The 23,558-nt window shown below is 71.3% G+C and carries 19 protein-coding genes; 15 read left to right on the forward strand and 4 right to left on the reverse strand.

Annotated elements, in window-relative coordinates; translation table 11 throughout:
• The first annotated feature begins 1 nt into the window (after position 1).
• On the forward strand, positions 2-412 hold the full coding sequence (gene nusB, locus ACGFJ2_RS25440) for a transcription antitermination factor NusB (RefSeq protein WP_225291799.1): 411 nt from the start codon (positions 2-4) through the stop codon (positions 410-412).
• 327 nt (positions 413-739) lie between these two features.
• Here nusB and ACGFJ2_RS25445 read toward each other — a convergent pair whose 3' ends face one another.
• Positions 740-1,420, reverse strand: coding sequence for a hypothetical protein (locus ACGFJ2_RS25445; RefSeq protein WP_357945369.1), 681 nt, complete (start codon positions 1,418-1,420; stop codon positions 740-742).
• A 282-nt stretch (positions 1,421-1,702) separates the two neighbouring features.
• Here ACGFJ2_RS25445 and ACGFJ2_RS25450 point away from each other — a divergent pair, with 282 nt between their 5' ends.
• The 3 genes from ACGFJ2_RS25450 to ACGFJ2_RS25460 all read left to right on the forward strand — a co-directional run bounded on the left by ACGFJ2_RS25450 (position 1,703) and on the right by ACGFJ2_RS25460 (position 4,305).
• On the forward strand, positions 1,703-2,422 hold the full coding sequence (locus ACGFJ2_RS25450) for a methyltransferase domain-containing protein (RefSeq protein ID WP_358181098.1): 720 nt from the start codon (positions 1,703-1,705) through the stop codon (positions 2,420-2,422).
• A 42-nt stretch (positions 2,423-2,464) separates the two neighbouring features.
• A complete protein-coding gene (gene dinB, locus ACGFJ2_RS25455; protein ID WP_357945375.1) occupies positions 2,465-3,706 on the forward strand; it encodes a DNA polymerase IV in 1,242 nt (413 codons plus the stop codon).
• A gap of 203 nt (positions 3,707-3,909) precedes the next feature.
• Positions 3,910-4,305, forward strand: a complete 396-nt coding sequence (locus ACGFJ2_RS25460) for a DUF3040 domain-containing protein (protein ID WP_358181095.1) — start codon at positions 3,910-3,912, stop codon at positions 4,303-4,305.
• Positions 4,306-4,377: 72 nt separating this feature from the next.
• Here ACGFJ2_RS25460 and ACGFJ2_RS25465 read toward each other — a convergent pair whose 3' ends face one another.
• Genes ACGFJ2_RS25465 through ACGFJ2_RS25475 form a run of 3 tightly spaced genes read right to left on the reverse strand, consistent with a single transcriptional unit; the run spans position 4,378 to position 9,106 of the window.
• Positions 4,378-6,807 (reverse strand): transglutaminaseTgpA domain-containing protein, encoded by a 2,430-nt coding sequence (locus ACGFJ2_RS25465; RefSeq protein WP_393472147.1) that lies wholly within the window; start codon positions 6,805-6,807, stop codon positions 4,378-4,380.
• Positions 6,804-8,066, reverse strand: a complete 1,263-nt coding sequence (locus ACGFJ2_RS25470; RefSeq protein ID WP_357945380.1) for a DUF58 domain-containing protein — start codon at positions 8,064-8,066, stop codon at positions 6,804-6,806. Before ACGFJ2_RS25470 ends, ACGFJ2_RS25465 begins: the two co-directional genes overlap by 4 nt.
• A complete protein-coding gene (locus ACGFJ2_RS25475; protein WP_393472151.1) occupies positions 8,063-9,106 on the reverse strand; it encodes an AAA family ATPase in 1,044 nt (347 codons plus the stop codon). Before ACGFJ2_RS25475 ends, ACGFJ2_RS25470 begins: the two co-directional genes overlap by 4 nt.
• Before the next feature lie 408 nt (positions 9,107-9,514).
• Here ACGFJ2_RS25475 and mraZ point away from each other — a divergent pair, with 408 nt between their 5' ends.
• The 11 genes from mraZ (at position 9,515) to murC (ending at position 23,327) form a co-directional block, all read left to right on the forward strand.
• Positions 9,515-9,946, forward strand: coding sequence for a division/cell wall cluster transcriptional repressor MraZ (mraZ, locus tag ACGFJ2_RS25480; protein WP_214637671.1), 432 nt, complete (start codon positions 9,515-9,517; stop codon positions 9,944-9,946).
• 215 nt (positions 9,947-10,161) lie between these two features.
• Positions 10,162-11,133, forward strand: coding sequence for a 16S rRNA (cytosine(1402)-N(4))-methyltransferase RsmH (gene rsmH, locus ACGFJ2_RS25485; RefSeq protein WP_357945382.1), 972 nt, complete (start codon positions 10,162-10,164; stop codon positions 11,131-11,133).
• Entirely contained in the window at positions 11,117-11,635 is a 519-nt protein-coding gene (locus ACGFJ2_RS25490; RefSeq protein WP_358181092.1) for a hypothetical protein, read from the forward strand. Before rsmH ends, ACGFJ2_RS25490 begins: the two co-directional genes overlap by 17 nt.
• Entirely contained in the window at positions 11,632-14,088 is a 2,457-nt protein-coding gene (locus ACGFJ2_RS25495; protein ID WP_358181089.1) for a penicillin-binding transpeptidase domain-containing protein, read from the forward strand. Before ACGFJ2_RS25490 ends, ACGFJ2_RS25495 begins: the two co-directional genes overlap by 4 nt.
• 40 nt (positions 14,089-14,128) lie before the next feature.
• The gene (locus ACGFJ2_RS25500; RefSeq protein ID WP_357945388.1) at positions 14,129-15,661 is read left to right on the forward strand and encodes a UDP-N-acetylmuramoyl-L-alanyl-D-glutamate--2,6-diaminopimelate ligase; all 1,533 of its coding nucleotides are present in this window, start codon (positions 14,129-14,131) and stop codon (positions 15,659-15,661) included.
• On the forward strand, positions 15,658-17,118 hold the full coding sequence (gene murF / locus ACGFJ2_RS25505; RefSeq protein ID WP_358181086.1) for a UDP-N-acetylmuramoyl-tripeptide--D-alanyl-D-alanine ligase: 1,461 nt from the start codon (positions 15,658-15,660) through the stop codon (positions 17,116-17,118). The genes ACGFJ2_RS25500 and murF overlap by 4 nt, the downstream gene beginning before the upstream one ends.
• Positions 17,115-18,170 carry a phospho-N-acetylmuramoyl-pentapeptide-transferase gene (gene mraY, locus ACGFJ2_RS25510; RefSeq protein ID WP_357945394.1) on the forward strand — a complete coding sequence of 352 codons (1,056 nt, stop codon included), beginning with the start codon at positions 17,115-17,117 and terminating at the stop codon, positions 18,168-18,170. The genes murF and mraY overlap by 4 nt, the downstream gene beginning before the upstream one ends.
• Positions 18,170-19,534 (forward strand): UDP-N-acetylmuramoyl-L-alanine--D-glutamate ligase, encoded by a 1,365-nt coding sequence (murD, locus tag ACGFJ2_RS25515; RefSeq protein WP_393472157.1) that lies wholly within the window; start codon positions 18,170-18,172, stop codon positions 19,532-19,534. The genes mraY and murD overlap by 1 nt, the downstream gene beginning before the upstream one ends.
• Positions 19,531-20,826, forward strand: coding sequence for a putative lipid II flippase FtsW (ftsW, locus tag ACGFJ2_RS25520; protein WP_358181081.1), 1,296 nt, complete (start codon positions 19,531-19,533; stop codon positions 20,824-20,826). The genes murD and ftsW overlap by 4 nt, the downstream gene beginning before the upstream one ends.
• A 12-nt stretch (positions 20,827-20,838) precedes the next feature.
• Positions 20,839-21,915: an undecaprenyldiphospho-muramoylpentapeptide beta-N-acetylglucosaminyltransferase gene (gene murG, locus ACGFJ2_RS25525; RefSeq protein WP_357945402.1), complete on the forward strand. Its 1,077-nt coding sequence runs from the start codon at positions 20,839-20,841 to the stop codon at positions 21,913-21,915.
• Positions 21,912-23,327 carry a UDP-N-acetylmuramate--L-alanine ligase gene (gene murC, locus ACGFJ2_RS25530; RefSeq protein WP_357945405.1) on the forward strand — a complete coding sequence of 472 codons (1,416 nt, stop codon included), beginning with the start codon at positions 21,912-21,914 and terminating at the stop codon, positions 23,325-23,327. The genes murG and murC overlap by 4 nt, the downstream gene beginning before the upstream one ends.
• Positions 23,328-23,558: the final 231 nt, after the last annotated feature.

The raw sequence follows: 23,558 nt of genomic DNA on the forward strand, positions 1-23,558 counted from the left end.
GGTGTCGGCGCGAGGCAAAGCACGCAGGCGTGCGCTCGACATCCTCTTCGAGTCCGAACTGCGCGGCGAGGATCCACTGCGGATCCTCGCCGAGCGGGTCGAACGGCAGGAGCCCCCGGTCAACGAATACACCTCGACCATCGTCGAGGGCGTGGCCCGTCACCAGGCCCGCATCGACGAGCTGATCACCACCTACTCCGAGGGCTGGACCCTCGACCGCATGCCCGCCGTCGATCGCAACCTGCTGCGGGGCGGCACCTATGAGCTCCTGTGGATGCCCGGCGTCCCCGAGGGCGTGGTCATCAGCGAGTGGGTGCACCTGGCGGGCGAGCTGTCGACGGATGAGTCGCCCCAGTTCGTGAACGGGCTGCTGGCCCGCTTCAAGCAGCTGAAGCCAAGTATCACTCTTTAGACAGCCTCTTCGGATGCATCGGGTTCTACCTCCGGCGGATACCGGCCCCACCGAGTAGAAGAAGTTCCTACTTCTGATCCGAAGTCCGTCCATATTCGCGAGGTACGTTCCACATACGCGGCCTGCACGGCTTGCGCTAGGCGAGGGACGTGTATGCCGCACGGTCAACCGTTCGACGCCCGCCGGGCGCATGGTTGACCGTGCGGCTCGGCCAGGAGCCCACCCGCCCCGGTCCCGTCCCGAGCCAGGAAGACAGCGCCGGCCATGGGCGCCGACGCCCCACAAAAGGCCCCGCCGGCTCATCCCGGCCGGCGGGGCACCAGTGTCCTACCAGGTCCAGTCGGAGTGCGCCTCGGCCCGCCACGTCTTGGGGAAATACTGCTGGATGGCGAAGGCCATGCCGATGCCCCGGGCGATGAACTGGTCGCGCTCCAGCTTCCTGGTGATCGGCTTGCCGGGCGCGCCCTGGTTGTCCCACCAGGACTCCCACTGCTTGACGCAGGTCTTCCGGCCGTACTTCGCGTTGGAGCAGGGCGCGGGCGGCGACCAGATCTGCGTGTGGCCGAAGTCGACCACCTTGCCCGAGGACTCCTCGGTGATGGTGCCCCAGGCCTTGAGGCAGTACGCCTGGCCGGGGATGTCCCACTTCACGTAGTGCTGCCGGCCGCTGGTGGCCAGCGTACGCAGGTCGTCGCACTTGGCGTCGCCGATCTGCTCCTTGGTGACCCGCACGCGGTAGTAGGTGCCGTTGTCGCGCCAGCCGTCGAGCATGACCCAGTCGCCGTCGTGGACGAACTTCTCCGCGTAGTTCGGCGGCCACTTGGCGGGATCGCCCCAGCTGATCTCCGACGTGGTGTCCGACAGCGGCTTCCAGGCCCACTGCCCGGCGGCCTTGCCGTCGGCCCAGAACTGGCCGGCGCTGCGGGACATCATGCGCGAGTACGCCCCGTAGACCTCGCCCGCCGTCTCCGCCTGAGCCGGTACGGACGGCAGGAGCCCCAGGGCCACCACTGCCAGCGCAATATACCGAAAAATCCTCATACGTCCCTCTGTGTATAGATCGTCGGCGGCAAGTCCATCGCAGCAGGTGGCACCCGCGGGCGCGCTTCGACGATTCTGGAAGCGAGGAGGCGGAGCGGGCGATCTCCCACACCGCGTAGGCTGGGGCGGGAGCTTTAGGGGACGGAGCTTTAGGGGCATGGTCGGGCGACATGGGTTCGTGGAGCAGAGGGAGGCGAGCCGAGGTTGCGTTCTGAAGGGCGTACCGCGGGCGTGACGAGGACTCCGGCGGTGCGGACCGCCGTGGTCTGGGCGGCGCTGCGGGCGGTGCTGGCCGAGCGGGCGGCCGCCACGGGGCGCGACGCTCTCGACATCGTCGACGCCGGCGGCGGGACCGGCGGGTTCGCGGTGCCGCTGGCCGAGCTTGGCCACACGGTCACCGTGGTCGACCCGAGTCCCGACTCGCTGGCCGCGCTGGAGCGCCGGGCCAAGGAGAAGGGCGTGGGCGTGCGCGCCCTGCAGGGCGACGCCGCCGACCTGGGCGACCTGCTCGACCACGACAGCGCCGACCTGGTCATCTGCCACAGCGTGCTCGAATACGTCGAAGACCCGATCAGCGCCCTCACGGCCGTCGCCGGAGTGCTGCGCGCGGGCGGCGCGGTCAGCGTGCTGGCCGCCAACCCGGTCTCCAGCGCCATCCACCGGGCGCTCGCGGGCCAGTTCGACGAGGCCAGGGCCGTGCTGAGCGACCCGAGGGGCAGCTGGGGCGACCGTGACCCCACCCCGCGCCGCTACACCGCGGAGACGCTCGCCCAGCTGCTGGCCGCGACCGGGTTCACGGTCGGCGAGGTGCACGGCGTGCGGGTGTTCGCCGACCTGGTGCCCAGCAGGCTGGTCGACGGCGAGCCGGGCGCCGCCGAGGCCCTCGTGGCGCTCGAACAGGCCGCCGCCGTCCATCCCGTGCTGCGTGACATCGCCACGCAGCTCCATGTCCTGGGCCATCGCGGCTGACCTGCCCCTACCATGGAACACGTGTTCGGATAGAATGGTGGCGTGTCTCGCAAGCAGATCACGGGCATCGGCCCCGCTCCTCAGACCGGGGCCGATGACGGCGGCTGCCCGATCCTGCACGTCGACATGGACGCCTTCTTCGCCAGCGTCGAGCTGCTCGACCGCCCGGAGCTGCGAGGGCGCCCGGTGATCGTCGGCTCGCCGGCCGGGCGCGGCGTGGTGCTCAGCGCCACCTACGAGGCCAGGGCTCACGGCGTGCACTCGGCGATGCCGATGAGCAGGGCCCGCCGGATATGTCCTCAGGCCACCATCATCCCGCCCAGCCACGGCAAATACTCCGAGGTCTCCAAGGGCGTCATGGAGATCTTCCACGCGATCACCCCGATGGTCGAGCCGATCGCCTCCGACGAGGCGTTCCTCGACGTCGGCGGCGCGCGGCGCCGGCTGGGCCCGCCCGCCGTGATCGCCGCGATGATCAGGGCCCAGGTGCTGGAGCGCTACGGCATCACGTGTTCGGTGGGGGTGGCGAGCAGCAAGTTCGTGGCCAAGCTCGCCTCGAAGCAGTGCAAGCCAGACGGCCTCCTGGTGGTGCCCGAGGGCGAGGTGGTGGATTTCCTCCACCCGTTGCCCGTCTCGGCCCTGTGGGGCGTTGGCGAGCGCACGGAGCAGTCCCTGACGCGCCTCGGCATCCGCACGGTCGGCGATCTGGCCAAGGTCCCCGTCAACACCCTGCGGCGCGAGCTGGGCCAGGCCGTGGGAGGTCATCTGGCGGCGCTGGCATGGGGGCGCGACGAGCGCCCGGTGACCGCGCACGTGCCCGACAAGAGCATCGGCAACGAGGAGACCTTCGCGGCCGACATCGACGATCCCGAAGTGATCAAACGCGAATTGCTGCGCCTGTCCGAGCGAGTGGCCGCCCGGATGCGTAAGGCCGGTCACGTGGGCAGGACAGTGAGCGTGAAGCTGCGCCGAGCCGACTTCTCCACGATCAACCGGTCCAAGACCCTCAGAGAGCCGACCGACGTGGCCCAGGAGATCTACGCGACCGCCTGCGAGCTCTTCGAGGCCGCCGGGCTCGAGCGGGTGCGGCTGCGCCTGGTAGGGGTCAGGATGGAAAACCTGCGCCCCGCCGATTCATCCTCCCGCCAGCTCGGTCTGGGCGAGCGGGAGACCGGCTGGCGAGAGGCCGAACAGGCGATGGATCGAGCAATCCGGAGATTTGGTCCCGATGCGGTGCTCCCGGCGTCGCTTGTACGCGGCAGACTTGATGAAATGGAGGCATGACGTCGATGTCACGATTTCTGAGGAGGGGCGCTGGATGACCCACAATGGAGTCATGACGTCACCTCCGGTTTGGTCTGCGTTGGGCGTTCGCTTTCGCCTACGTCTCCGGCCTCGTATTCTGGGGATAACCGACCGCGAGGTTCGGACACCCCGTGTCGTCCGTTGCCGTCTTCCCCGTCCTGGGGCCGTCCTTGGGAGGCGCCGTGCCGCTCTCTGACCACGAGCAGCGCTTGCTCGACCAGATCGAGCAGGCCCTCTACGCCGAGGACCCGAAGTGGGCCAACACCGTAAGGATCAGTGATCCGCGCAGCCATTACAAACGTCGCCTCATCAAGGCCTCCATCGGCTTTGCGCTCGGCGTCGTCCTGCTGATGGTCGGCGTAGTGATCAATTTGATTCCCCTCGGCGTCGGCGGTTTCGTGGTCATGCTCGCCGCGTGTCTGTGGGGTCTGTCCAGCTGGAAACGCATGAACGGGTTCGGCGACGCCGCGCCCGCCTCTGGTGCCTCCGTCTCGGGCAAGCCGGGCCGCCGGGGCAACCGAGGCAGCTTCATGGAGCGCATGGAGGAGCGCTGGCGCCGTCGTCACGACGAGCGCTGAGCGCCGGACGACCTCCAGACGACCGTGCGGCCGCCCCCGGGAAGGGGACGACCGCACGGTCGATTCGGACGTTCACGAGCCCTTGTGGGCCGCCGTCCGCCGCCACCTGATGTTCTCCAGCCGGTCGAAGCCGTCGAGCACTCCCTCGCCCATCCGACGCAGCCGCCGTAGCGTCGACGGGGGCAGCAGCAGGGCCCGCACCCGCCTCCAGCGCGACACCGTGGCCGCCAGCGCCTGCCGTACCTTGCGAAGGTCCTTCCTCATCGGCGCGATCTCTCCGGCGTCCCGCGCGAACAACGCCCGCTCGACCGCCGAGGCGATCGTCGCGATGGACGCGGCCGGCTCGGCCCCGAACTCATAGCGCTCGGTCAGCCGCCGCGCCAGCGCCCGGGGCGTCTCGCTGGGCTCGCGGGCCATTCCGTAGTCGAACAGCACGTCGTCCAGCTCCGCCCAGGCGGCCGCCACGGCCGGGTGGCTGCCCGCCACGACCCTGGCCGTCATATCGTCCGACGGCTCGGACACCTTCCAGCCCAGCGCGCGGACCCGCCTGCTCCTGGTGATCAGCCGGATCCCCGCCGGGATCAGCAGGATGAGCAGGAGCACCCCCACGCCGATGCCGATCTTGCCGATCAGCGGCATCGAGTCGTCCACCGGCAGCCCGCTGTCGGCGATGGTGGCCTCGCGGTCGAGCGCGCGGGGGTTGTCCCGGTTCTGCGGGCCGAGCGGCGAGTCGTCGGTCGTGCTGGTCGCCCCGGGCGTCGGCGTCGAGCCGTCGCTCGTGGAACGGGGGAGCGGCTGCGTGTAGGCGGGCACCCGGGCGCTGCCCTGGCCGAGCGAGCCCGTCGGAGTGGGCTCGAACGGCAGCCAGCCCACGCCGTCGAAGTACAGCTCCGGCCACGAGTGGGAGTCGTTCGTGCCGACCGTCCACCTGTCGCCGTCCTTCGTGCCGCCCGTGTAGCCGATCGCCACCCTGGCGGGGATGCCCCTCAGCCTGGCCAGCACCGCCATCGACGCGGCGAACTGCTCGCAGTAACCGGCCCTGCTGCGCAGCAGGAAGTCCTTCAGCGCGGAGTTGCCGGAGCCCTGCGTCTTGAGGCTGTAGGTGAAGTCACCGGTCTTGGTGAAGAACTCCTGGATCTTCACCGCGGCCTCGTAGCTGGTCCGGGCGTCCGCCGTCACCTTGGCCGCCAGGTCCCTGATCTCCGGGGGCAGGTTGTCGGGCAGCTTGAGGTAACGCGGGTCGCTCGCCGAGGCCCTGGCCTGCGGCAGCGCCTCGAGCAGGTCGCTGGTCACCGCGGGCTCGGTGGTGAAGACCTCGTAGCCGAGTCCGGCGGCCTCGTCCCTGGTGGAGAAGACCATCAGGGTGGTGGTGTCCGCGCGCCAGTCGCCGTCGATGTTGATCTGCCGCGGTGGGTACGGCAGGGGCAGGAACGACAGCCGCTCGATCTCGTCACTGAGCTGGATCTTGGTCGTCACGTTCGAGACCTTGGTCGCCGGTGACAGGCCGGGCGGAGTGGGCAGCGGGCCGTTCTCCGTCCTGTTGTCCGGCGAGCCCTTGGGCTCCGTCATGCCGAACTGCTCGCCGTCGAAGGTGTCGAGCGAGTAGATCCGCAGGTAGCGGGGCTTGTCATCGGTGTTGGTGTAGGACAGGACGACGCGCCGCTCCGGCAGCTCCAGCTGGCCCTTCAGGCCGGCGATGGGGTTCGGGATGCTGATCGAGTTGCCCTTGCCCGACCCGTTGCCGCCCACCCCGAAGGTGAAGAACGACACCGGCTCCATCGCCGGCAGCGCCGCGGGCACCAGGACCGCCAGCGCGATAGCGGCGAACCCGATGCGCTTGCCCGACAGGCGCAGCCCCCGGGTGTCGGCCGTCTCGCGCTCGGCGCCCGGCACCGGTGAGGTGGCGACGCGGGTCCGCCTGACCAGCACCGCGCGTCCCCAGTGGCCGACGCGTTCACGGCCGTCGGCGATCAGCAGACCGGTGAAGCCGAGGGCGGCGATGATGAACGCGGGCCAGCTGATCGGATCCGCCAGGATCGTGGCCGGCACCGTGGCCAGCGCCAGCATCGGCAGCCCCGCCAGCGCCGCCCGCCGCAACCGCGCGGCGAACAGGTCCACCACGAGCGCGATGAGCCCCACGCCGCCGGTCGTCAGCAGCGCGATGCCCTCGGTGGCGGGCACCGGCGCGGCGAAGCGCTGGATGTCGGCCCAGCCGGTGCCCAGCAGCTTGGCCAGCTCCACCACCGACCCCTTGGTCGGCACCACCCAGGCCCACGCCTTGTCCGAGGCGAAGGCCATGGTCAGATAGATCCACAGCGCGGCCACGTTCACCAGGGCCGCCGCCCACGCGGGCAGCGACAGCCGCCCGCTCACCAGGCCACCGCACATCACCGCGAGCACCGCGCCCAGCGACCCCCAGAACCAGGAGCCGCCCTGGAAGAGCGGATAGAGCAGGACGGCCGCGCAGAACGTGGCCACCGCGGAGGCGATCGACAACCTCATGCCGCACCTCCCGCCGAGTTGAGCGCGTACCTGCCGCGGTTGGCGGCGTCCTGCCATACCGAGGCGATCGGGACGCCGGCGGGCAGCCGCACGATGCGCCACCCGTAACCGGCGAGGACCGCCTGCACCGCCTGGTAGTTCTCCGTGGAGCCCGGCTCGCCGCCGTCCCACGTGCCCACGTCGAGGAGTACGGCCACGCCGGTGATGCCGCTGTGCCTGAGCCTGGCCAGCTCCCTGGCCTCCTCCGGGTCCAGCGAGCCGAGCACGGCCACGATCAGCCCGTCGCCGCCGCCCTGACGCAGCGCGGACACGCCCAGCTCCAGCGAGCGGGCGGGGCTGTTCCGTACCACCGCGAGGGTGTCGAGCAGCGACCAGCTCAATCCGGTGTCGGTCAGGTGCTCGGCGCCCTGGTCGGTCACCAGCCGCAGGCCGAGGCCCTCATGGGCGAGATGCACGCCGATCGAGGCCGCGGCCGAGACCGCCACCTCGAAGGAGGAGCGCGGGCCCTCGCCGCGGTGGGCGTAGCGGCGCGTGTCGAGCAGCAGCGCGCCGCGGCTCTGCCACTGCTGCTCCTCGCGCCGCACCATCAGCTCGCCGTGGCGGGCGGTGGAGCGCCAGTGCACCCGCCGCAGGTCGTCGCCCTGCCGGTACTCGCGCGGCGCCACGTCGTCGTCGCCGGCCGCCGCCACACTCCTGGTGCGGCTGTCGCCGCCCCCGGTCCACTCACCCGACAGCCGTACGTGGGGCAGCGCCACCACCTGCGGCGTCACCACCAGCGTGTCGCTGATGGTGAACCCCCGGGTGAGCTCCACCAGCCCGAACGGGTCGGTGATGCGCACGGACAGCGGGCCGATCGTGTAGCGGCCGCGCAGGTCGGAGCGGACCCGGTAGTCGATCTCCCGGATCCCGCGCGACTCCACCCGGTCCAGAACGAACCGGGGCCGCACGCCCAGCGCGTACGGCACGGTGTCCTCGATGAGCAGCAGCCCGGTGGGCAGCCGGGTGACGTTCTCCAGGCGCAGCGTCACGGTCGCCTCGCCGCCCACCTCCGCCCTGGCCGGGTCGAGGCGCCGCGCGCAGCTCAGCCGGTAGCGGGTGCGCGCCACCACCATCGCGGCGAGCAGCGGCAGCGCCGTCACCAGGACCCCGATCCTGAACAGGTCGTTCTCACCCAGGAGGAAGGCCATCAACATGGCGGCCACCCCGGAGGCCAGGAACGAGCGTCCCCGGGAAGTCAGCGCCCGCAGCCCGTCTCTCACGACGCTCGCGTCTCCGGCACGGGCACGCGCCTGACCAGCTCGGTCACCACCTGCTCGGGCAGGCGGCGCTGTCCCTGGGCCTCGACGCTGGGCAGCAGCCGGTGCGCGAGCACCGGCACGGCCAGTTCCTGCAGGTCGTCGGGGATGACGTAGTCGCGCCCGGACAGCGCCGCGTTGGCCCTGGCCGCCCTGACCAGCTGCAGCGTCGAGCGCGGCGAGGCGCCCAGCCGCAGGTCGGGGGAGTGGCGGGTGGCGACGGCGAGGTCGATGGCGTACTTCTTGACCGGCTGCGAGACGTACACGCCGCGGACCGCCTCGATCAGCGCGCGCACCTCGGCGGTCGTGGCGACCGGCTGCAGCTTGTCCAGCGGCGGGGTGCCGCCGTGCACGTCGAGCATCTCCAGCTCGGCCGAGGGCTCCGGGTAGCCCATCGCGACCCGGGCGGTGAAACGGTCGCGCTGCGCCTCTGGGAGGGGATAGGTGCCCTCCATCTCGATCGGGTTCTGCGTGGCGATCACCATGAAGGGCGCGTCGAGCGGGTAGGTCACTCCGTCGACCGTGACCTGGCGCTCCTCCATGCACTCCAGCAGCGCCGACTGCGTCTTGGGCGAGGCCCGGTTGATCTCGTCGCCCACCACGATGTTGGCGAACACCGGCCCCGGCTTGAACTCGAACTCCCGGGTCTGCTGGTTGTAGGCGCTCACACCGGTGATGTCGCTGGGCAGCAGGTCCGGCGTGAACTGGATGCGCCGGACCGGGCAGTCGATGGACCTGGCCAGTGCCTTGGCCAGCATGGTCTTGCCGACTCCCGGCACGTCCTCGATCAGCAGATGGCCCTCGGCCAGCAGGACAGTCAGGGTGAGGCGGACGGCGTCCCCTTTGCCCTCGATCACCGACTCGATCGCCTGCCGAATCCGGTGCGCGGTGGAGACCAGCTCGTCGAGCCGGCTAGGGACGTCATGGGTTACTGCCACCAGGCCTCCATGAGAAGTGCTACGGCAGTCCCGCGTGCCAGGGCGTGATTGCGGGAGCCATGCCATTCCTTTTCCATTGTGTGTACGACCCTACGACGCTGGGGGTTCTTGGGCGACTTTTACCGATATTCCAGAGAACCTGCCCCCAGTTGCGGTTCTTGTGCCATACGGGTGCGAATCCCGTGACAGTGGCCACCGCGATGCGCTCCACTTTCCACCACGCGGCGCTTCGTGAAGCGCTTGATCCGCTAATTCCATGGTCATTCCAACCCTCGACACGCCCATGAGGGTTGGACCGCGCCCCACCGCCCCCCACCCGACGGCATGGCTCTGACCTGCACTAACGCGCGGCGATCTAGTGACGAAGCGGCTGGGAATCAGTTGACGGTGGGGAGAAGTGGAGTATGGTGGTGCGCAGTGGAGGGCCCGGTGCGCCAGCGCTGAGCGCTTCGCTAGGCACGGGAGGTGGGGCCGATGTTCCTCGGCACCCATCAGCCGCGTCTGGACGACAAGGGACGGCTGTTCCTGCCGGCTAAGTACCGTGAGGAGCTGGCGGAGGGTCTTGTGATCACCAAAGGCCAGGAGCGATGCCTCTACGTCTTTCCCGTAGAGGAGTTCCAGCGCATTACCGAGGCTCTCAGCACCGCCCCGGTCACCGCCAAGGCGGTGCGCGACTACAGCCGCGTCTTCTTCGCCAGCGCGTCCGACGAGACGCCTGACAAGCAGGGGCGCATCACGATCCCGCAGAGCCTGCGCCAATACGCGGGCCTCGTGCGTGACTGCGCGGTCATCGGGGCCAACACCCGGTTGGAGATCTGGGACGCCCAAGCCTGGGACACCTATCTCGACGCGCAGGAGCAGGCATTCGCCGATCTGTCGGAGGAGGTGCTGCCAGGGATTCTGTAGAGCCACGGTCGATCCGTCGGAGATGTCGTTCGGCGAGGTCTCCACCCGCAACCACTGCCGGCCAGCTGATGCACCTTCCCCGGTGTCAGATGGCGGGCGTCCACGAAGAGGGTGCGGATGGGGACCTGGCCGGACGGCGCCGGGTGGGGGCCAGGTGGGCCGATGATCGTCCGGACGCGTCATCCGCGAGCAAGGACGCGAGAGGGGGGTTGGAGATGTACGACAACGCAGGCACGGGCGGTCACGTTCCGGTCATGCTCGACCGCGTTCTGGAGCTCTTGGCTCCGGCGCTGACCGGCCAGGAGCCCGTCGTCGTCGACGCCAACCTCGGCCTCGGTGGCCACTCGGAGGCCCTGCTCGCCGCTCATCCGTCTCTGCACCTGATCGGCATCGACCGCGACCCGTTCGCGATCGAGTTCTCCACGCGCAGGCTCGCCCCCTACGCCGACCGGACCACGCTGGTCCACGCCTCGTCCGACGAACTGGCCGACGTGCTCGCCCGTACGGGCCGCGCCACCGTCGACGGGGTGCTGTTCGACCTGGGGGTGTCCTCGCCGCAACTGGACGAGGCCGAACGCGGGTTCGCCTATTCCTATGACGCTCCGCTCGACATGCGGATGGATACGGATCAAGAGCTCACAGCGGAGAAGGTGGTCAATACCTACTCGGCCGCGGAGCTAACCCGCATCCTCCGCGATTACGGAGAGGAACGGTTCGCACCGCGTGTCGCGCGCCTAATTATCCAGGAAAGGGCCAAGGACCCCATAACGTCGACTAAGCGGTTGGCCGAGATCGTTCGTCAGGCGATTCCAGCCGCTACTCGGCGCACTGGGGGCAACCCCGCCAAGAGAACTTTCCAGGCGCTGCGCATCGAGGTCAACGCGGAGCTCGCCGCCCTGGAGGCGGCGCTGCCCGCGGCCCTCGACGCGCTGGTGCTCGGTGGGCGAGTCGTCGTGCTCTCCTACCACTCCCTGGAGGACCGGCTCACCAAGCAGGTCCTCGCGGCGCGAACCAAGGACACCGGCCCCCCTGGGTTGCCCGTCCCGCTGCCGGCTCATCAGCCGCGGTTCCGCCTGTTGACGAGGGGAGCCGAGCTCCCAAGTGAAGAAGAGTTGGCCCGCAACCCGCGGGCGACCTCGGCCCGGCTACGGGCGGCAGAGAGGATCCGTGTTGACCACCAGGACTGAGCAGGAGAGCAGGCGGGGCGCGGCCGTCCGCGGCGTCCCGCAGAAGACGGCGCCCAAGCCCGGCCCGCGCAGGCCCGGCGTGCCTCACCAGTCCAAGCCCATCCCGCGTTCGCGCCCCGACGGTCCCGAGACGACCGGTCCCGGCGGGACTTCGGCGAGCCAGGAGCGGGCGCGCCCGGCACTCAAGCGACGTCCGTCGCGGGGGCGCCAGCGGGCCCCGTTCGTGCTGCTGGTCGTCGGGCTGATGTGCGGCGGCCTGATGAGCCTGCTGCTGCTCAACGTCGTTCTGGCGCAGGACTCCAACACCGCGGCCAACCTGCGCAAAGAGATCGAGGTGGCACGGCAGGCCAACGAGGACGCCAAGCTCGTCAACGAGACGAACATGGGTCCCGGCCCGGTCGCCGACCAGGCCGAGATGCAGGGTCAGCACCGTGACTGGGACAAGCCCAACGTGCTGACCGAGGCGGGCGCCGACACCAGCCAGGTGGACCAGGGACGGTGAGAGACACAGGCGGCAGGGGGCAGGGTCCCGGCCGCGGCGGCGCCGGTTCCCAGGGAGGGCCCGGCGCCTCTCGCCGTACCCCCGGCGGGCCGGGGCGGCAGGGGCGGCAAGCGGGGTCGGCTCGCTCGGAGGGGGCGGGCCGGCCCGACGATCCACCCAAGGAGCCGAGAAAGCGGCCGGACCCGCTCGACCTCCCGTTCGGGCCGTTCGTCAGGGACGAAGGCCGCGACGACGGGGACGACCGCGGGGCCCGGCGCCCGCAGGACCCGGCTGACGGGCCCCGCGGCCGCTCTCGCGAGGACGAGCGTGACGGTCCGCGCGGTAGATCCCGAGAGGACGACCGCGACGGCCCGCGTGCCCGGCCTCGGCAGGGTGGTGACGGGCCGAGGGGGCGTTCCCGGCAGGACGGGGACGACGCCGCCAAGGAGCGTGCCCGCCAGCGTTCCGTGCGTCCGCGCCCGGAGGCCGGCCGCCCCAGGGATCGCATCCCCCCGGCCAGGGACGAGCGCTCCCGGGCCCGCCAGGACGACGGGCCGCTCCGCCGTACCCGCGAAGAGGTCCCCCGTGACGTGCGCCGGGCCCGCGACGAGGGTCCCGGCGACGGCGGCAGGCTTCGCCGTACCCGCGATGACGAGCACACGCGCGTGCAGCCCGGGCGGCGCGGCGGCGAGGGGCCGCCCCGCAGGCCCCCGGCGCCCCCGCGCCCGCCCAAGCCGTCGCCCGTGCTGCGCCTGGGCAACCCGCGCCGGCGCATCAACATCGGCCTGATCGGCATGACGTTCATCCTGTCGATCTTCGGCGGGCGGCTCGTCCAGATGCAGGGCCTCGACTCCAAGGTCTACGAGGCGCGGGCCGTGGGCCAGCGCACGCAGACCGAGGAGATCCCGGCCAAGCGCGGGTCCATCACCGACGTCAACGGCCACGCGCTGGCCGTCACCGTCGAGGCCCGCGAGATCGCCATCGACCCCAGCAAGATCAAGGATGAGGTGCGGCCGAAGATCACCGCCGTGCTCGCCGCGCAGCTCGGCCGGCCCCAGGAGGAGATAGCCGCCAAGCTGGCCAAGAAGGACACCCAGTACCAGCTCCTGGCCAGGGACGCCGACCCGCTCGTGGCCAGCCGCCTGCTCAAGGCGGAAGTGCCCGCGATGACCACGAAGAAGACCTACCGCCGCGTCTACCCGGGCGGTGACCTGGCGGGCAGCCTGATCGGGTTCGTCGGCGACGAGCAGAGCGGGCTGGGCGGCATGGAGCAGGCGCGGGACACCCTGCTGAAGGGGCGAGACGGCCAGCAGCGCGTCGAGACCGGCCGCGACGGCCAGCGCATCCCCATGACCAGCAGCCAGCGCACGGTCCCGGTCGACGGCCGCGACGTGCGGCTGACCATCGACCGCGACATCCAGTGGGCCGCCCAGCAGGCGGTGGCCAAGCAGGTGAGCGACTCCGGCGCGAGCAGCGGCACGGTCATCGTCATGGACGTGCGCAACGGGCAGATCATCGCCATGGCCAACGCCCCCGAGCTCGACCTGAACAACTGGCGCAAGGGCCCCGCGTCCCTCTACGTCAACCGGGCCGCCTCCGAGGTCTTCGAGCCAGGCAGCACCAACAAGGTGATCACCGCCGCCGCCACCCTGGAGGCCGGCGTGGTCTCGCCCGACACGGTCTTCCAGGTCAAGGACAACATCAGGTGCGCGGACCGGGTGCTGCACGACGCCCACCCGCACAAGCCGGAGCCGATGACCTACCGCCAGGCCGTGGCCGAGTCCAGCAACGTGGCCACCATCATGGCCGCGCGCAAGGTCGGCAGCCAGCGCCTCTACGAGATGCTGAAGAGCTTCGGCTTCGGCGCGCGGCCGGGCGGCGGCGTGCCCAACGCCGAGGCCGGCCTGCTGCCCGACTACAAGAACTGGTCGGGCAGCCAGAGCTGCACGATCGCCTACGGGCAGGGCGTGTCCGTGACCGCGCTGCAGATGGCCAGCGTCTACCAGACCATCGCCAACGGCGGCGTCAAGATCGAGCCGCAGATCGTCGCCGGCACGACGGACGAGTCGGGCAGGTTCGTACCGTCCGCTCCTGGTAAGGAGACCAGGGTGGTCAGCGACAAGACCGCCAAGGAGATCACCACCATGCTGGAGACCGCGGTGAGCGCCGAGGGCACCGGCGAGCTGGCCGCCATCCCGGGATACCGGGTGGCGGGCAAGACCGGCACCGCCAACCGCTACGACGCGCAGCTGGGCCGCTATGACGGCTACACGGCGTCGTTCGCCGGATTCGCCCCCGCCGACGCGCCGCGGCTGGTCGTGCTGTCCGTGCTGCAGAATCCCACGAAGGACCACTTCGGGGGCCAGGTGGCGGCCCCTGTTTTCAAGGACGTGATGACGTTCGCCATCAAGAGCAAGAAGATTCCGCCCTCCGGCTCGGCCGCACCCACGGTGCGGACGCGCGCGGGACAGTGACCAGGGAAGGTACGCTGCGGCCGTGCGTCCCCCGTCGTCTATGCGTCCAACGACCAGTCCGCCCCGCCCGCTGACCGGGCTGGCGACCATGCTCGACGCCGATTCCGGCACGTCGCGGTCGCCCTACGCCCCGCTCACCGGTGTCACGATCGACTCCCGCCACGTGCGGCGCGGAGATCTTTACGTGGCCTTGCCGGGCAACCGGTCCCACGGCGCCGATTTCGCCGCCGAGGCCATGGCGCTAGGCGCCGTGGCCGTCCTCACCGATCCCGGCGGCCGCGCGGCCGCCGCCGCCACGGGCCTGCCCGTCCTCGTCGTGCCCGACGTCCGAGCCGTGCTCGGGCAGGTCGCCTCCTGGGTCTACGGCCGGCCGGCCGACGACATCCAGTTGCTCGGCGTCACCGGCACCAGCGGCAAGTCCACCACCTCGTTCCTGCTCGAAGCCGGCCTGCGGGCCGCGGGCCACACCACCGGGCTGGTGGGCGGCGTCGAGATCCGCGCCGGCGACCTGCGCTTCGAGCCCAGGCTGACCACTCCCGAGGCGACCGAGCTGCACGGCCTGTTCGCGCTCATGCGCGAGGCGGGGGTCACCGCGGCGGCCATGGAGGTCTCCAGCCACGCCCTGGCGCTCGGCCGGGTCGACGGCCTCCACTACGACGTGGCCCTGTTCACCAACCTGTCGCAGGACCACCTCGACTTCCACAAGGACTTCGACGACTACTTCGCCGCCAAGACCCGGCTCTTCCAGCCCGAGCTGGCCCGCGTGGGCGTGACGAACATCGACGACCCCTATGGCCGCGAGCTGCTGTCGGTGGCGAAGGTGCCGATGACCACGTTCTCCGCGCTGGGCGCGCCCGAGGCCCTCTGGCGGGCGCTCGACGTGCGGCTGGGCGCCGACGGCAGCACCTTCCGGGTGACCGGTCCCGGTGGCGTCGAGGCCGACGCGCAGATCTCGCTGCCCGGCCCGTTCAACGTCGCCAACGCGCTCGGCGCGATCGTCACGCTGGTCGAGGCCGGGGTGCCGCTGCAGACCGCCGTCCACGGCGTCGGCACGCTCGTCGGCGTCCCCGGCCGCATGCAGCGCATCACGCAGGCGGGCGACGAGTTCCAGGCGATCGTCGACTACTCGCACAAACCCGCCGCGGTCGAGTCGGTGCTGCGCTCGCTGCGCGAGGTCACCGCGGGCCGGCTGGTCGTCGTGCTCGGCTGCGGCGGCGAGCGCGACGCGGGCAAGCGGCCCGTCATGGGCGAGTCCGCGGCGAGGTTGGCCGATGTGGCCATATTCACGAGCGACAATCCTCGTTCCGAGGATCCTCTGGACATTCTGGCCGCGATGATGGAAGGAGCGCTCCGCGTTCCGCAGCACGACCGCGCTCATGTGATCATTGAGCCCGACCGCGCGTCCGCGATCGACCTGGCGATCGGCCGGGCCGGACGTGGCGACGTGATCGTCGTGGCAGGCAAGGGTCACGAGCAGGGCCAGTACGTTTCAGGTGAGGTGATCCCCTTCGACGATCGCGAAGTGGTCGCCGGAGCGATCGACGCACGCAAGGAAAGCAGGAAGCACGCATGATCCCGTTGCCTCTGGCCAGGATCGCCGAGATAACCTCGGGCGCCCTGTCGGGCATGGCCGACCCTCGCGCCGTGGTGCGCGGTCCCGTCGTGATCGACTCACGGGGCGTAGAACCGGGATCCCTGTTCGTCGCCCTGAAGGGCGCGCGGGTCGACGGCCACGACTACGCCGCCCAGGCCATCCGGGCCGGCGCCGTCGCCGTGCTGGCCACCAGGCCGGTCGAGGCCCCCACGGTGATCGTCCCCGACGCCGCCGCCGCGCTGGCCGACCTGGCCACGGCCCACGCCGCCGCGCTGCCCCAGGCCACCGTGATCGGCGTGACCGGCTCGGCCGGAAAGACCTCCACCAAGGACCTCCTGGCCAGGCTGACCGGACGGATCGGGCCGACCATCGCGCCCGTCGGCTCGTTCAACAACGAGCTCGGCCACCCGCTGACCGTGCTCAGGGCCGACGCCGACACCCGCTACCTGGTGCTGGAGCTCAGCGCCCGCAACATCGGCCACATCCAGGCCCTGGCCCGCATCGCGCCGCCGCGGATCGGCGTGGTGCTGAACGTCGGCACCGCCCACATCGGCGTGTTCGGCGGCAAGGAGGCCATCGCCAAGGCCAAGGGCGAGCTCGTCGAGGCGCTGCCGCGCACCGGCGTGGCCGTGCTCAACGCCGACGACCCGCTGGTCCTCGAGATGGCCTCGCGCACCGACGCCAGGGTCACGCTGTTCGGCCGCTCCGAGGCCGCCGCCATCCGCGCCGAGGACGTCGTCGTCGACGAGCGCGGGCGCGCCTCGTTCACGCTGAGCACCCCCTCGGGCTCCGGTCAGGTCCGCCTCAAGCTGTACGGCGCGCACGCCGTGGAGAACGCCCTGGCCGCCGCCGCGGCCGGTTACGAGCTCGGGCTGCCCGTCGCCACCATCGCCGCGGAGCTGTCGGAGGCCACGCCGCGCAGCCGGTGGCGGATGGAGGTCACCGACCGCCCCGACGGGGTCACGATCGTCAACGACGCCTACAACGCCAACCCCGACTCGATGCGGGCCGCGTTCGAGGCGTTCGGCGTGCTCGGCAAGGGCCGCCGCCGCTTCGCCGTGATCGCCGCCCTGCGCGAGCTGGGCGAGGACAGCGCAGCGCTCAACGAGGAGCTGGGCCGCCTGGCGGGCGGTTCCGGACTGGCGGGCCTCATCGTCGCCGGCCCCGACGCCCAGCCGGTGCTTCAGGGCGCCTACGCGGCCGCTCAGGCGGCCTCCGCCGCGGGTCCGCCGCTCGCGCTCGCGGGAGGCCCGCCGATGGCGGGAGCACCCGCGCAGCCGCCCCAGACGCTCATCCTGCACGTGCCCGACGCCGCCGCCGCGGCCGCCGAGCTGGCCGGTTGGCTGCGGCCGGGTGACGCGGTGCTGGTCAAGGGGCCCCGGGCGATGGGTCTGGAGCGCACGGCCGAGCAGTTGCTCGGGGGGGCCACGCAGTGACCGACATCATCATCGCCGGTGCGGTGGGGCTGATCCTGTCGATGCTCGGGACGCCCCTGGCCATCCGGCTGTTCTCCAGGCGCGGTTACGGCCAAGAGATCCGCGAGGAGGGCCCGTCCGGACACCACGGCAAGCGGGGCACGCCCACCATGGGCGGCACCGTGATCGTGCTGGCCTCGCTGCTCGCCTACGGCGCCTCCCGCCTGGCGACGCTGTCGGCGCCGACCGTCTCGGGGATGCTGGTGCTGTTCCTGATGACCGGACTCGGCGCGGTCGGTTTCCTCGACGACTTCATCAAGATCTACAAGCAGCGCAGCCTCGGCCTGCGCAGCGGCGCCAAGGCGCTCGGCCAGCTCGTCATCGGCGCGGTCTTCGCGGTGCTGGTGACCCAGCAGGCCAACGTCTACGGCATCACCCCCGCCGAGCCCAGGCTGTCGTTCCTGCGCGACTTCGGGCCCTCGCTCGGCATCGTGGGCTTCACCATCTGGGTCCTCATCATGATCGTCGGGTTCTCCAACGCGGTGAACCTCACCGACGGCCTCGACGGCCTGGCCAGTGGCGCGACCGGGGTGGTGCTCGGGGCGTACGTGCTGATCGGCAACTGGCAGCTGCGCAACAACTGCATCGACCAGCTCGGCCCCAACTGCTACTGGGTGCGGGACCCGCTCGACCTGGCGGTGGTGGCCGCGGCCGTGCTCGGGGCGCTGATCGGGTTCCTGTGGTGGAACGCCCCGCCCGCGAAGATCTTCATGGGCGACACCGGCTCGCTGGCCCTGGGCGGCGTGCTGGCCGGGCTGGCCATCGCCACCCGTACCCAGCTGCTGCTCATCATCCTGGCCGGGCTGTGCGTGATCATCACGATGTCGGTGATCATCCAGGTCGGGTTCTTCAAGATGACCGGTAAACGGGTGTTCAGGATGGCGCCGCTGCAGCACCACTTCGAGCTCAAGGGCTGGGCCGAGACCACGATCGTGGTCCGCTTCTGGCTCATCGCCGGTCTCTGCGCGGCACTCGGGCTCGGGCTGTTCTACGTCGAATGGATGCCCAAGTAATGGCCCTAACCTGCGTGGCCGGGCTCGGTGTCTCCGGCACCGCCGTGGCGCGGGTGCTGGCCGTGCGGGGTGAGCCCGTCGTCGTGGTCGAGGCCGCCGAGGACGACCGCCGGCGCGCCGTGGCGGCCGAGCTCGCCGGGCTCGGCGTCGAGGTGCGTTTCGGCCCGATGGAGCTGCCGGCGGGCGTCACCCGGCTCGTCACCACCGGCTGGGCGCCGCACCATCCGCTGATCGCCGCGGCCCTGGAGGCGGGCGTGGAGGTGGTCGGGGAGGTGGAGCTGGCCTGGCGGCTGCGCCCCGCCCAGGCAGCCCCGTGGCTCGCGCTGACCGGCACCAACGGCAAGACGACCGTGGTCCGCATGCTCACCTCCATCCTGCTGGCCGCCGGGCGCAAGGCGCTGGCCGTGGGCAACGTGGGCCTGCCCGTGGTCGAGGCCGTGGGGGAGCCGTACGACGCCCTGGCCGTCGAGCTGTCGAGCTTCCAGCTGCACTGGTCGAGCACGCTCGCCCCGCACGCCGCCGCGATACTCAACGTGGCGCCCGACCACCTCGACTGGCACGGCTCGATGGAGGCGTACGCCGCGGCCAAGGGGCGCATCTTCGAGCGCGCGGGCACCGTGGTCTACAACGCCGACGACCCCGAGGCGTCGCGGCTGGCCGCGCCCTACCCGGACAAGGTCGGCTTCACGCTGCGCGTGCCCCGGCCCGGCCAGCTGGGCGTGGTGGAGGACCTGCTGGTGGACCGGGCGTTCGTGGCCAACCCCGCCGAGGCCGCCGAGGAGCTCGCGACCCTCGCCGACGTGCGCCCCCTCGCGCCGCACAACGTGGCCAACGCGCTCGCCGCCGCCGCGCTGGCCCGCACGCTCGGCGTCACCCCCGACGAGGTACGCAAGGGCCTGCGCGACTTCGTGCCCGACCCGCACCGCATGGCGCACGTCGAGCGGATCGGCGAGGTCGACTACGTCGACGACTCCAAGGCCACCAACCCGCACGCCGCCGCCGCGGCGCTGTCGTCCTACCCGTCGATCGTGTGGATCGCGGGCGGCCAGCTCAAGGGCGCCGACGTGGACGACCTGGTACGCCAGGCGGCGCCCAGGCTGCGCGGCGCGGTGCTGCTCGGCGTGGACCGCGCCCGGATCGCCGAAGCTCTGGCGCGACACGCGCCGAATGTCCCCGTCGTGGACATCTCCGGCCAAGACACTGGTGCGATGGATCGTGTCGTCACCGAAGCCGCCAGGCTCGCCTCCCCCGGAGACACCGTGTTGCTGTCGCCGGCCGGCGCGTCGCTGGACATGTTCGCCAACTACCCGGCCCGAGGGGAGGCCTTCGCGCGAGCCGTACGCGGCCTGGAGGCGGCCACGTGAGCACGACCACCTCTCCACAGGCTCCGGAGCGGCCACGGCAGAGCGCGGTCGAAGGGCCGACCGGCTGGATCCGCGACCAGCTCGCCGTGCTCAAGGAACTGCTGGACAAGCCGCTGGCGACCTACTACCTCATCATCGGCTGCAGCGGGCTGCTGCTCGCGCTCGGGCTGATGATGGTGCTGTCGGCCTCCAGCATCGAGGCGATGCAGAAGACCGACAACCCGTTCACCTGGTTCATCAAGCAGTCGTTGTCGGCAGGTCTGGGCCTGACACTCATGTGGGTCTGCTCCCGGTTGCCGCACAAGTTCTTCCGCTGGGCGGGCTACCCGCTGATGGCGCTGTCGTTCATCGGCCTGGTCATGGTGCTGTTCATCGGCTCGTCCCAGCTGGGCGCGCAGCGGTGGATCGACGTCGGCTCCTACAGCATCCAGCCGTCGGAGCCCGCCAAGCTGGCTCTGGCGCTTTGGGGGGCCGACCTGCTGGCCCGCAGGGCGCGGCAGGGCCGCATCGAGTGGCGGCAGCTGCTCATCCCGCTCATGCCGGGCACCGCGCTCCTGGCCGTCATGGTCATGTTCGGCCGGGACCTGGGCACCACGCTGGTGCTGTTCATGGTCTTCCTGTCGCTGCTGTGGGTGGTGGGCGCGCCGGTGAAGCTGTTCGGCGGCATCCTGGCGCTCGCCGTGCTGGCCACGCTGATCATGATCAAGGTGGAGCCGTACCGCATGGCGCGCATCGGCGCCTTCCTCAACCCGTGGGCCGACGCCCAGGGCGACGGCTACCAGGCCGTACAAGGGCAGATCGCGATGGGCTCCGGCAGCTGGTTCGGGCTCGGCCTGGGCAGCAGCCGGGCCAAGTGGAGCTGGCTGCCCCACGGCGAGAGCGACTTCATCTTCGCCATCCTGGGCGAGGAGCTCGGGCTGATGGGCACCCTGACCGTGGTGGTGCTCTTCGGGCTGCTCGGCTACGCGGGCCTGCGGGTCGCCGCCCGGGTCAAGGACTCCTTCGTACGGCTGGCCGCCGCGGCCATCGTGGCCTGGATCGTCGGCCAGGCCATCATCAACATGGGCGCGGTGCTCGGCGTGGTGCCCATCACCGGCATCCCGCTGCCCCTGGTCTCCTACGGGGGCTCGGCCCTCCTGCCGACCCTCGCCGCCCTGGGGATGCTGTTGTCGTTCGCGAAACGTGAGCCGGGCGCGCGCGAGGCTCTGGCCGCTCGTGGCCCCGGACCGGCCGTACGGGCCCTAAGCTGGCTTGGCCTGGGGGGAACGACCAAAGGCCGAGTGAGACGTTAGGGAGTGACCTAGATGAGGGTGGTCCTCGCCGGTGGCGGGACGGCCGGGCACATCGAGCCGGCTCTCGCCCTTGCGGACGCGCTGCGCCATTATGACCAGCGCATCGGCATAACCTGCGTGGGCACCGAACGCGGCCTCGAAACCCGCCTGGTCCCGGCCAGGGGATACGAGCTCGAGCTGGTGCCGGCGGTGCCGCTGCCGAGGGCGATCACGCCCCGGCTGCTGACCGTGCCCGGCCGGCTGGCCGGGGCGGTCAACGCGGTGGCGGCGATACTCGACCGCGTCCAGGCCGACGTCCTGGTGGGCTTCGGCGGCTACGTGGCGACGCCGGCCTACCTGGCGGCCAAGCGGCGCGGCCTGCCGATCGTGGTGCACGAGGCCAACCCGCGGCCCGGCCTGGCCAACCGGCTGGGCGCCCGGCTCACCGAGCACGTCTTCACCGGCTTCCCCGACCACGTGCTGGGCAAGGCCGAATACATCGGCACCCCGCTGCGCCGGGAGATCGTCTCGCTGGACCGGCTGTCGATGGGCGACAAGGCCCGTTCCTGGTTCGGGCTGCAGACCGACCGGCCCACGCTGCTGGTGTTCGGCGGCTCGCAGGGGGCCAGGTCGCTCAACGAGGCCGCGCTGGCCGCCGCGCCGGTCCTGCGCTCGGCCGGCGTGCAGGTGCTGCACGTGCTCGGCCCCAAGAACACCGTCGAGCGCGAGCCGCCGCCCGGCGACCCCCAATACGTCCTGCTGCCCTACGTCGACCGCATGGATCTCGCGTACGCCGCCGCCGACTTCGCGCTGTGCCGCAGCGGCGCGCTGACCTGCGCCGAGCTCACCGCGGTCGGGCTGCCCGCCGCCTACGTGCCACTGCCGCACGGCAACGGCGAGCAGCGGATCAACGCCGAGCGCATCGCGGCGGGCGGTGGCGGGTTCGTGGTCGGCGACGCCGACCTGTCATCTGATTGGATCGTCAAAAACGTCCTTCCCGTGCTCCACAGTCCCGAGCGGGTCGTGGCCCTGTCGGAGGCCGCCTCCAGACTGGGACGGAAGGACGCCGATATCATTCTGGCCAGGAAAGTGTTGGAGATAGCCCGATGAGTCTCGTCAAGCTGGTCGATCCCGTCGCCGCAGAAGAGCTGGGGCGCGTGCACTTCATCGGCATCGGCGGCGCGGGGATGTCCGGGATCGCGCGCATCTTGCTCAAGCGCGGGGTGCGGGTGTCCGGCAGCGACGCGCGCAGCACCGATCAGGTCAACGAGCTGCGCGAGCTCGGCGCGATCGTGCACATCGGCCACGCCGCCTCCCACATCAGGGACGTCGACACCGTGGTGGTGTCCACCGCGATCCGTGACTCCAACCCCGAGCTGGGCGAGGCGCTCAAGCAGGGGCTGCGGGTCATCCCGCGGGCCGCCGCGCTCGCCTCCGTGATGGCCGGGCGCAACGGCGTCGCCGTCGCGGGCACCCACGGCAAGACCACCACCGCCTCGATGATGACCGTCGCGCTGCAGAAGTGCGGGGCCGACCCGTCCTACTGCGTGGGCGGCCAGCTCGTCACCACCGGGCTGGGGGCCGACGAGGGGTCGGGGGAGGTGTTCGTCGCCGAGGCCGACGAGAGCGACGGGTCCTTCCTCATGCTCGCCCCCGACATCGCCGTGGTGACGAACGTCGAGGCCGACCATCTCGACAACTACGGCGATCCGCGGGCCGTGCACGACAGCTTCGCCCGCTTCGCCGACCGCGTCGGGTCGCTGCTGATCGCCTGCGCCGACGACCCCGGAGCGGCGGAGCTGGCCGAGGTGGCGCGGGCGCGCGGCATCAAGGTCATCACGTACGGGGAGACGGGCGACTACCGCGTGCGCGATGTCAGGCCCGATGGGTTCGGCACCACGTTCACCGTCGAGGGCCCGGGCATCGAAGGCATGGGTGAGGTCCGGCTGGCCGTCCCCGGGGCGCACAACGCGCTCAACGCCACCGCCGTGGTCGCCGTGGCCGTGGCGCTGGGGCTGCCGTTCGAGGAGATCAGAGACGGGCTGGCGACCTTCACCGGGGCCAAGCGGCGCTTCGAGGCCAAGGGCGAGGCGGGCGGGGTCGCGGTGTTCGACAGCTACGCCCACCATCCGACCGAGCTGGCCGCCGATCTGAGGGCCGCGCGTGACGTGGTGGCCTCCTACTCGGGCGACGGGCGGGTCATCGCGATCTTCCAGCCGCACCTCTACTCGCGCACCAGGTTCTTCGCCGAGGAGTTCGGGACGGCGCTCGGGCTGGCCGACGAGGCGATCGTGCTCGACGTCTACGGCGCCCGCGAGGACCCCGAGCCCGGCGTGTCGGGGGCCATGGTGGCGGGCCGCGTGCGACTGCCCGCCGAGCAGGTGGTCTACGCCCCGGACCGGGCCTCGGTGCCGGCCCTGGTGGCGGCTCGGGCCCGTGGTGGCGACATCGTGCTGACGATGGGCGCGGGCGACGTGACGGAGCTCGGACCGCAGATCCTTGAGCAGCTCTCCGCGGGCTGATTCGGCGGCCGGCCACATCGGGTGTGGCTTCGCGCGGGACGGTTCTGCGGTCGGCTGTGTGTGGCGTGGCTCTTTGCGGGTCGACTCCGCGGTCCGCTGCGCCTGGTGTGACTCCGCGGGAGGGCTCTTCGGTCGGTTCTGCGTGGCGTGGCTTCGCGCGGGACGACGCCGTGGTCCGCTACGCGTGGCGTGGTTCTTCGCCGTATGACCCCGCAGTCCCTCACGCCCGGC

It is taken from the genome of Nonomuraea sp. NPDC049028 (assembly GCF_043197735.1).
In the GTDB taxonomy this organism is placed as follows: Bacteria; Actinomycetota; Actinomycetes; order Streptosporangiales; family Streptosporangiaceae; genus Nonomuraea.

Coding starts and splice junctions, on each gene's coding strand:
- ACGFJ2_RS25500 (WP_357945388.1), top strand. CDS start 14,129: ATGCGTCCAACGACCAGTCCGCCCCGCCCGCTGACCGGGCTGGCGACC.
- ACGFJ2_RS25465 (WP_393472147.1), bottom strand. CDS start 6,807: ATGAGGTTGTCGATCGCCTCCGCGGTGGCCACGTTCTGCGCGGCCGTC.
- mraZ (WP_214637671.1), top strand. CDS start 9,515: ATGTTCCTCGGCACCCATCAGCCGCGTCTGGACGACAAGGGACGGCTG.
- murG (WP_357945402.1), top strand. CDS start 20,839: ATGAGGGTGGTCCTCGCCGGTGGCGGGACGGCCGGGCACATCGAGCCG.
- murC (WP_357945405.1), top strand. CDS start 21,912: ATGAGTCTCGTCAAGCTGGTCGATCCCGTCGCCGCAGAAGAGCTGGGG.
- murD (WP_393472157.1), top strand. CDS start 18,170: ATGGCCCTAACCTGCGTGGCCGGGCTCGGTGTCTCCGGCACCGCCGTG.
- rsmH (WP_357945382.1), top strand. CDS start 10,162: ATGTACGACAACGCAGGCACGGGCGGTCACGTTCCGGTCATGCTCGAC.
- murF (WP_358181086.1), top strand. CDS start 15,658: ATGATCCCGTTGCCTCTGGCCAGGATCGCCGAGATAACCTCGGGCGCC.
- ACGFJ2_RS25475 (WP_393472151.1), bottom strand. CDS start 9,106: ATGGCATGGCTCCCGCAATCACGCCCTGGCACGCGGGACTGCCGTAGC.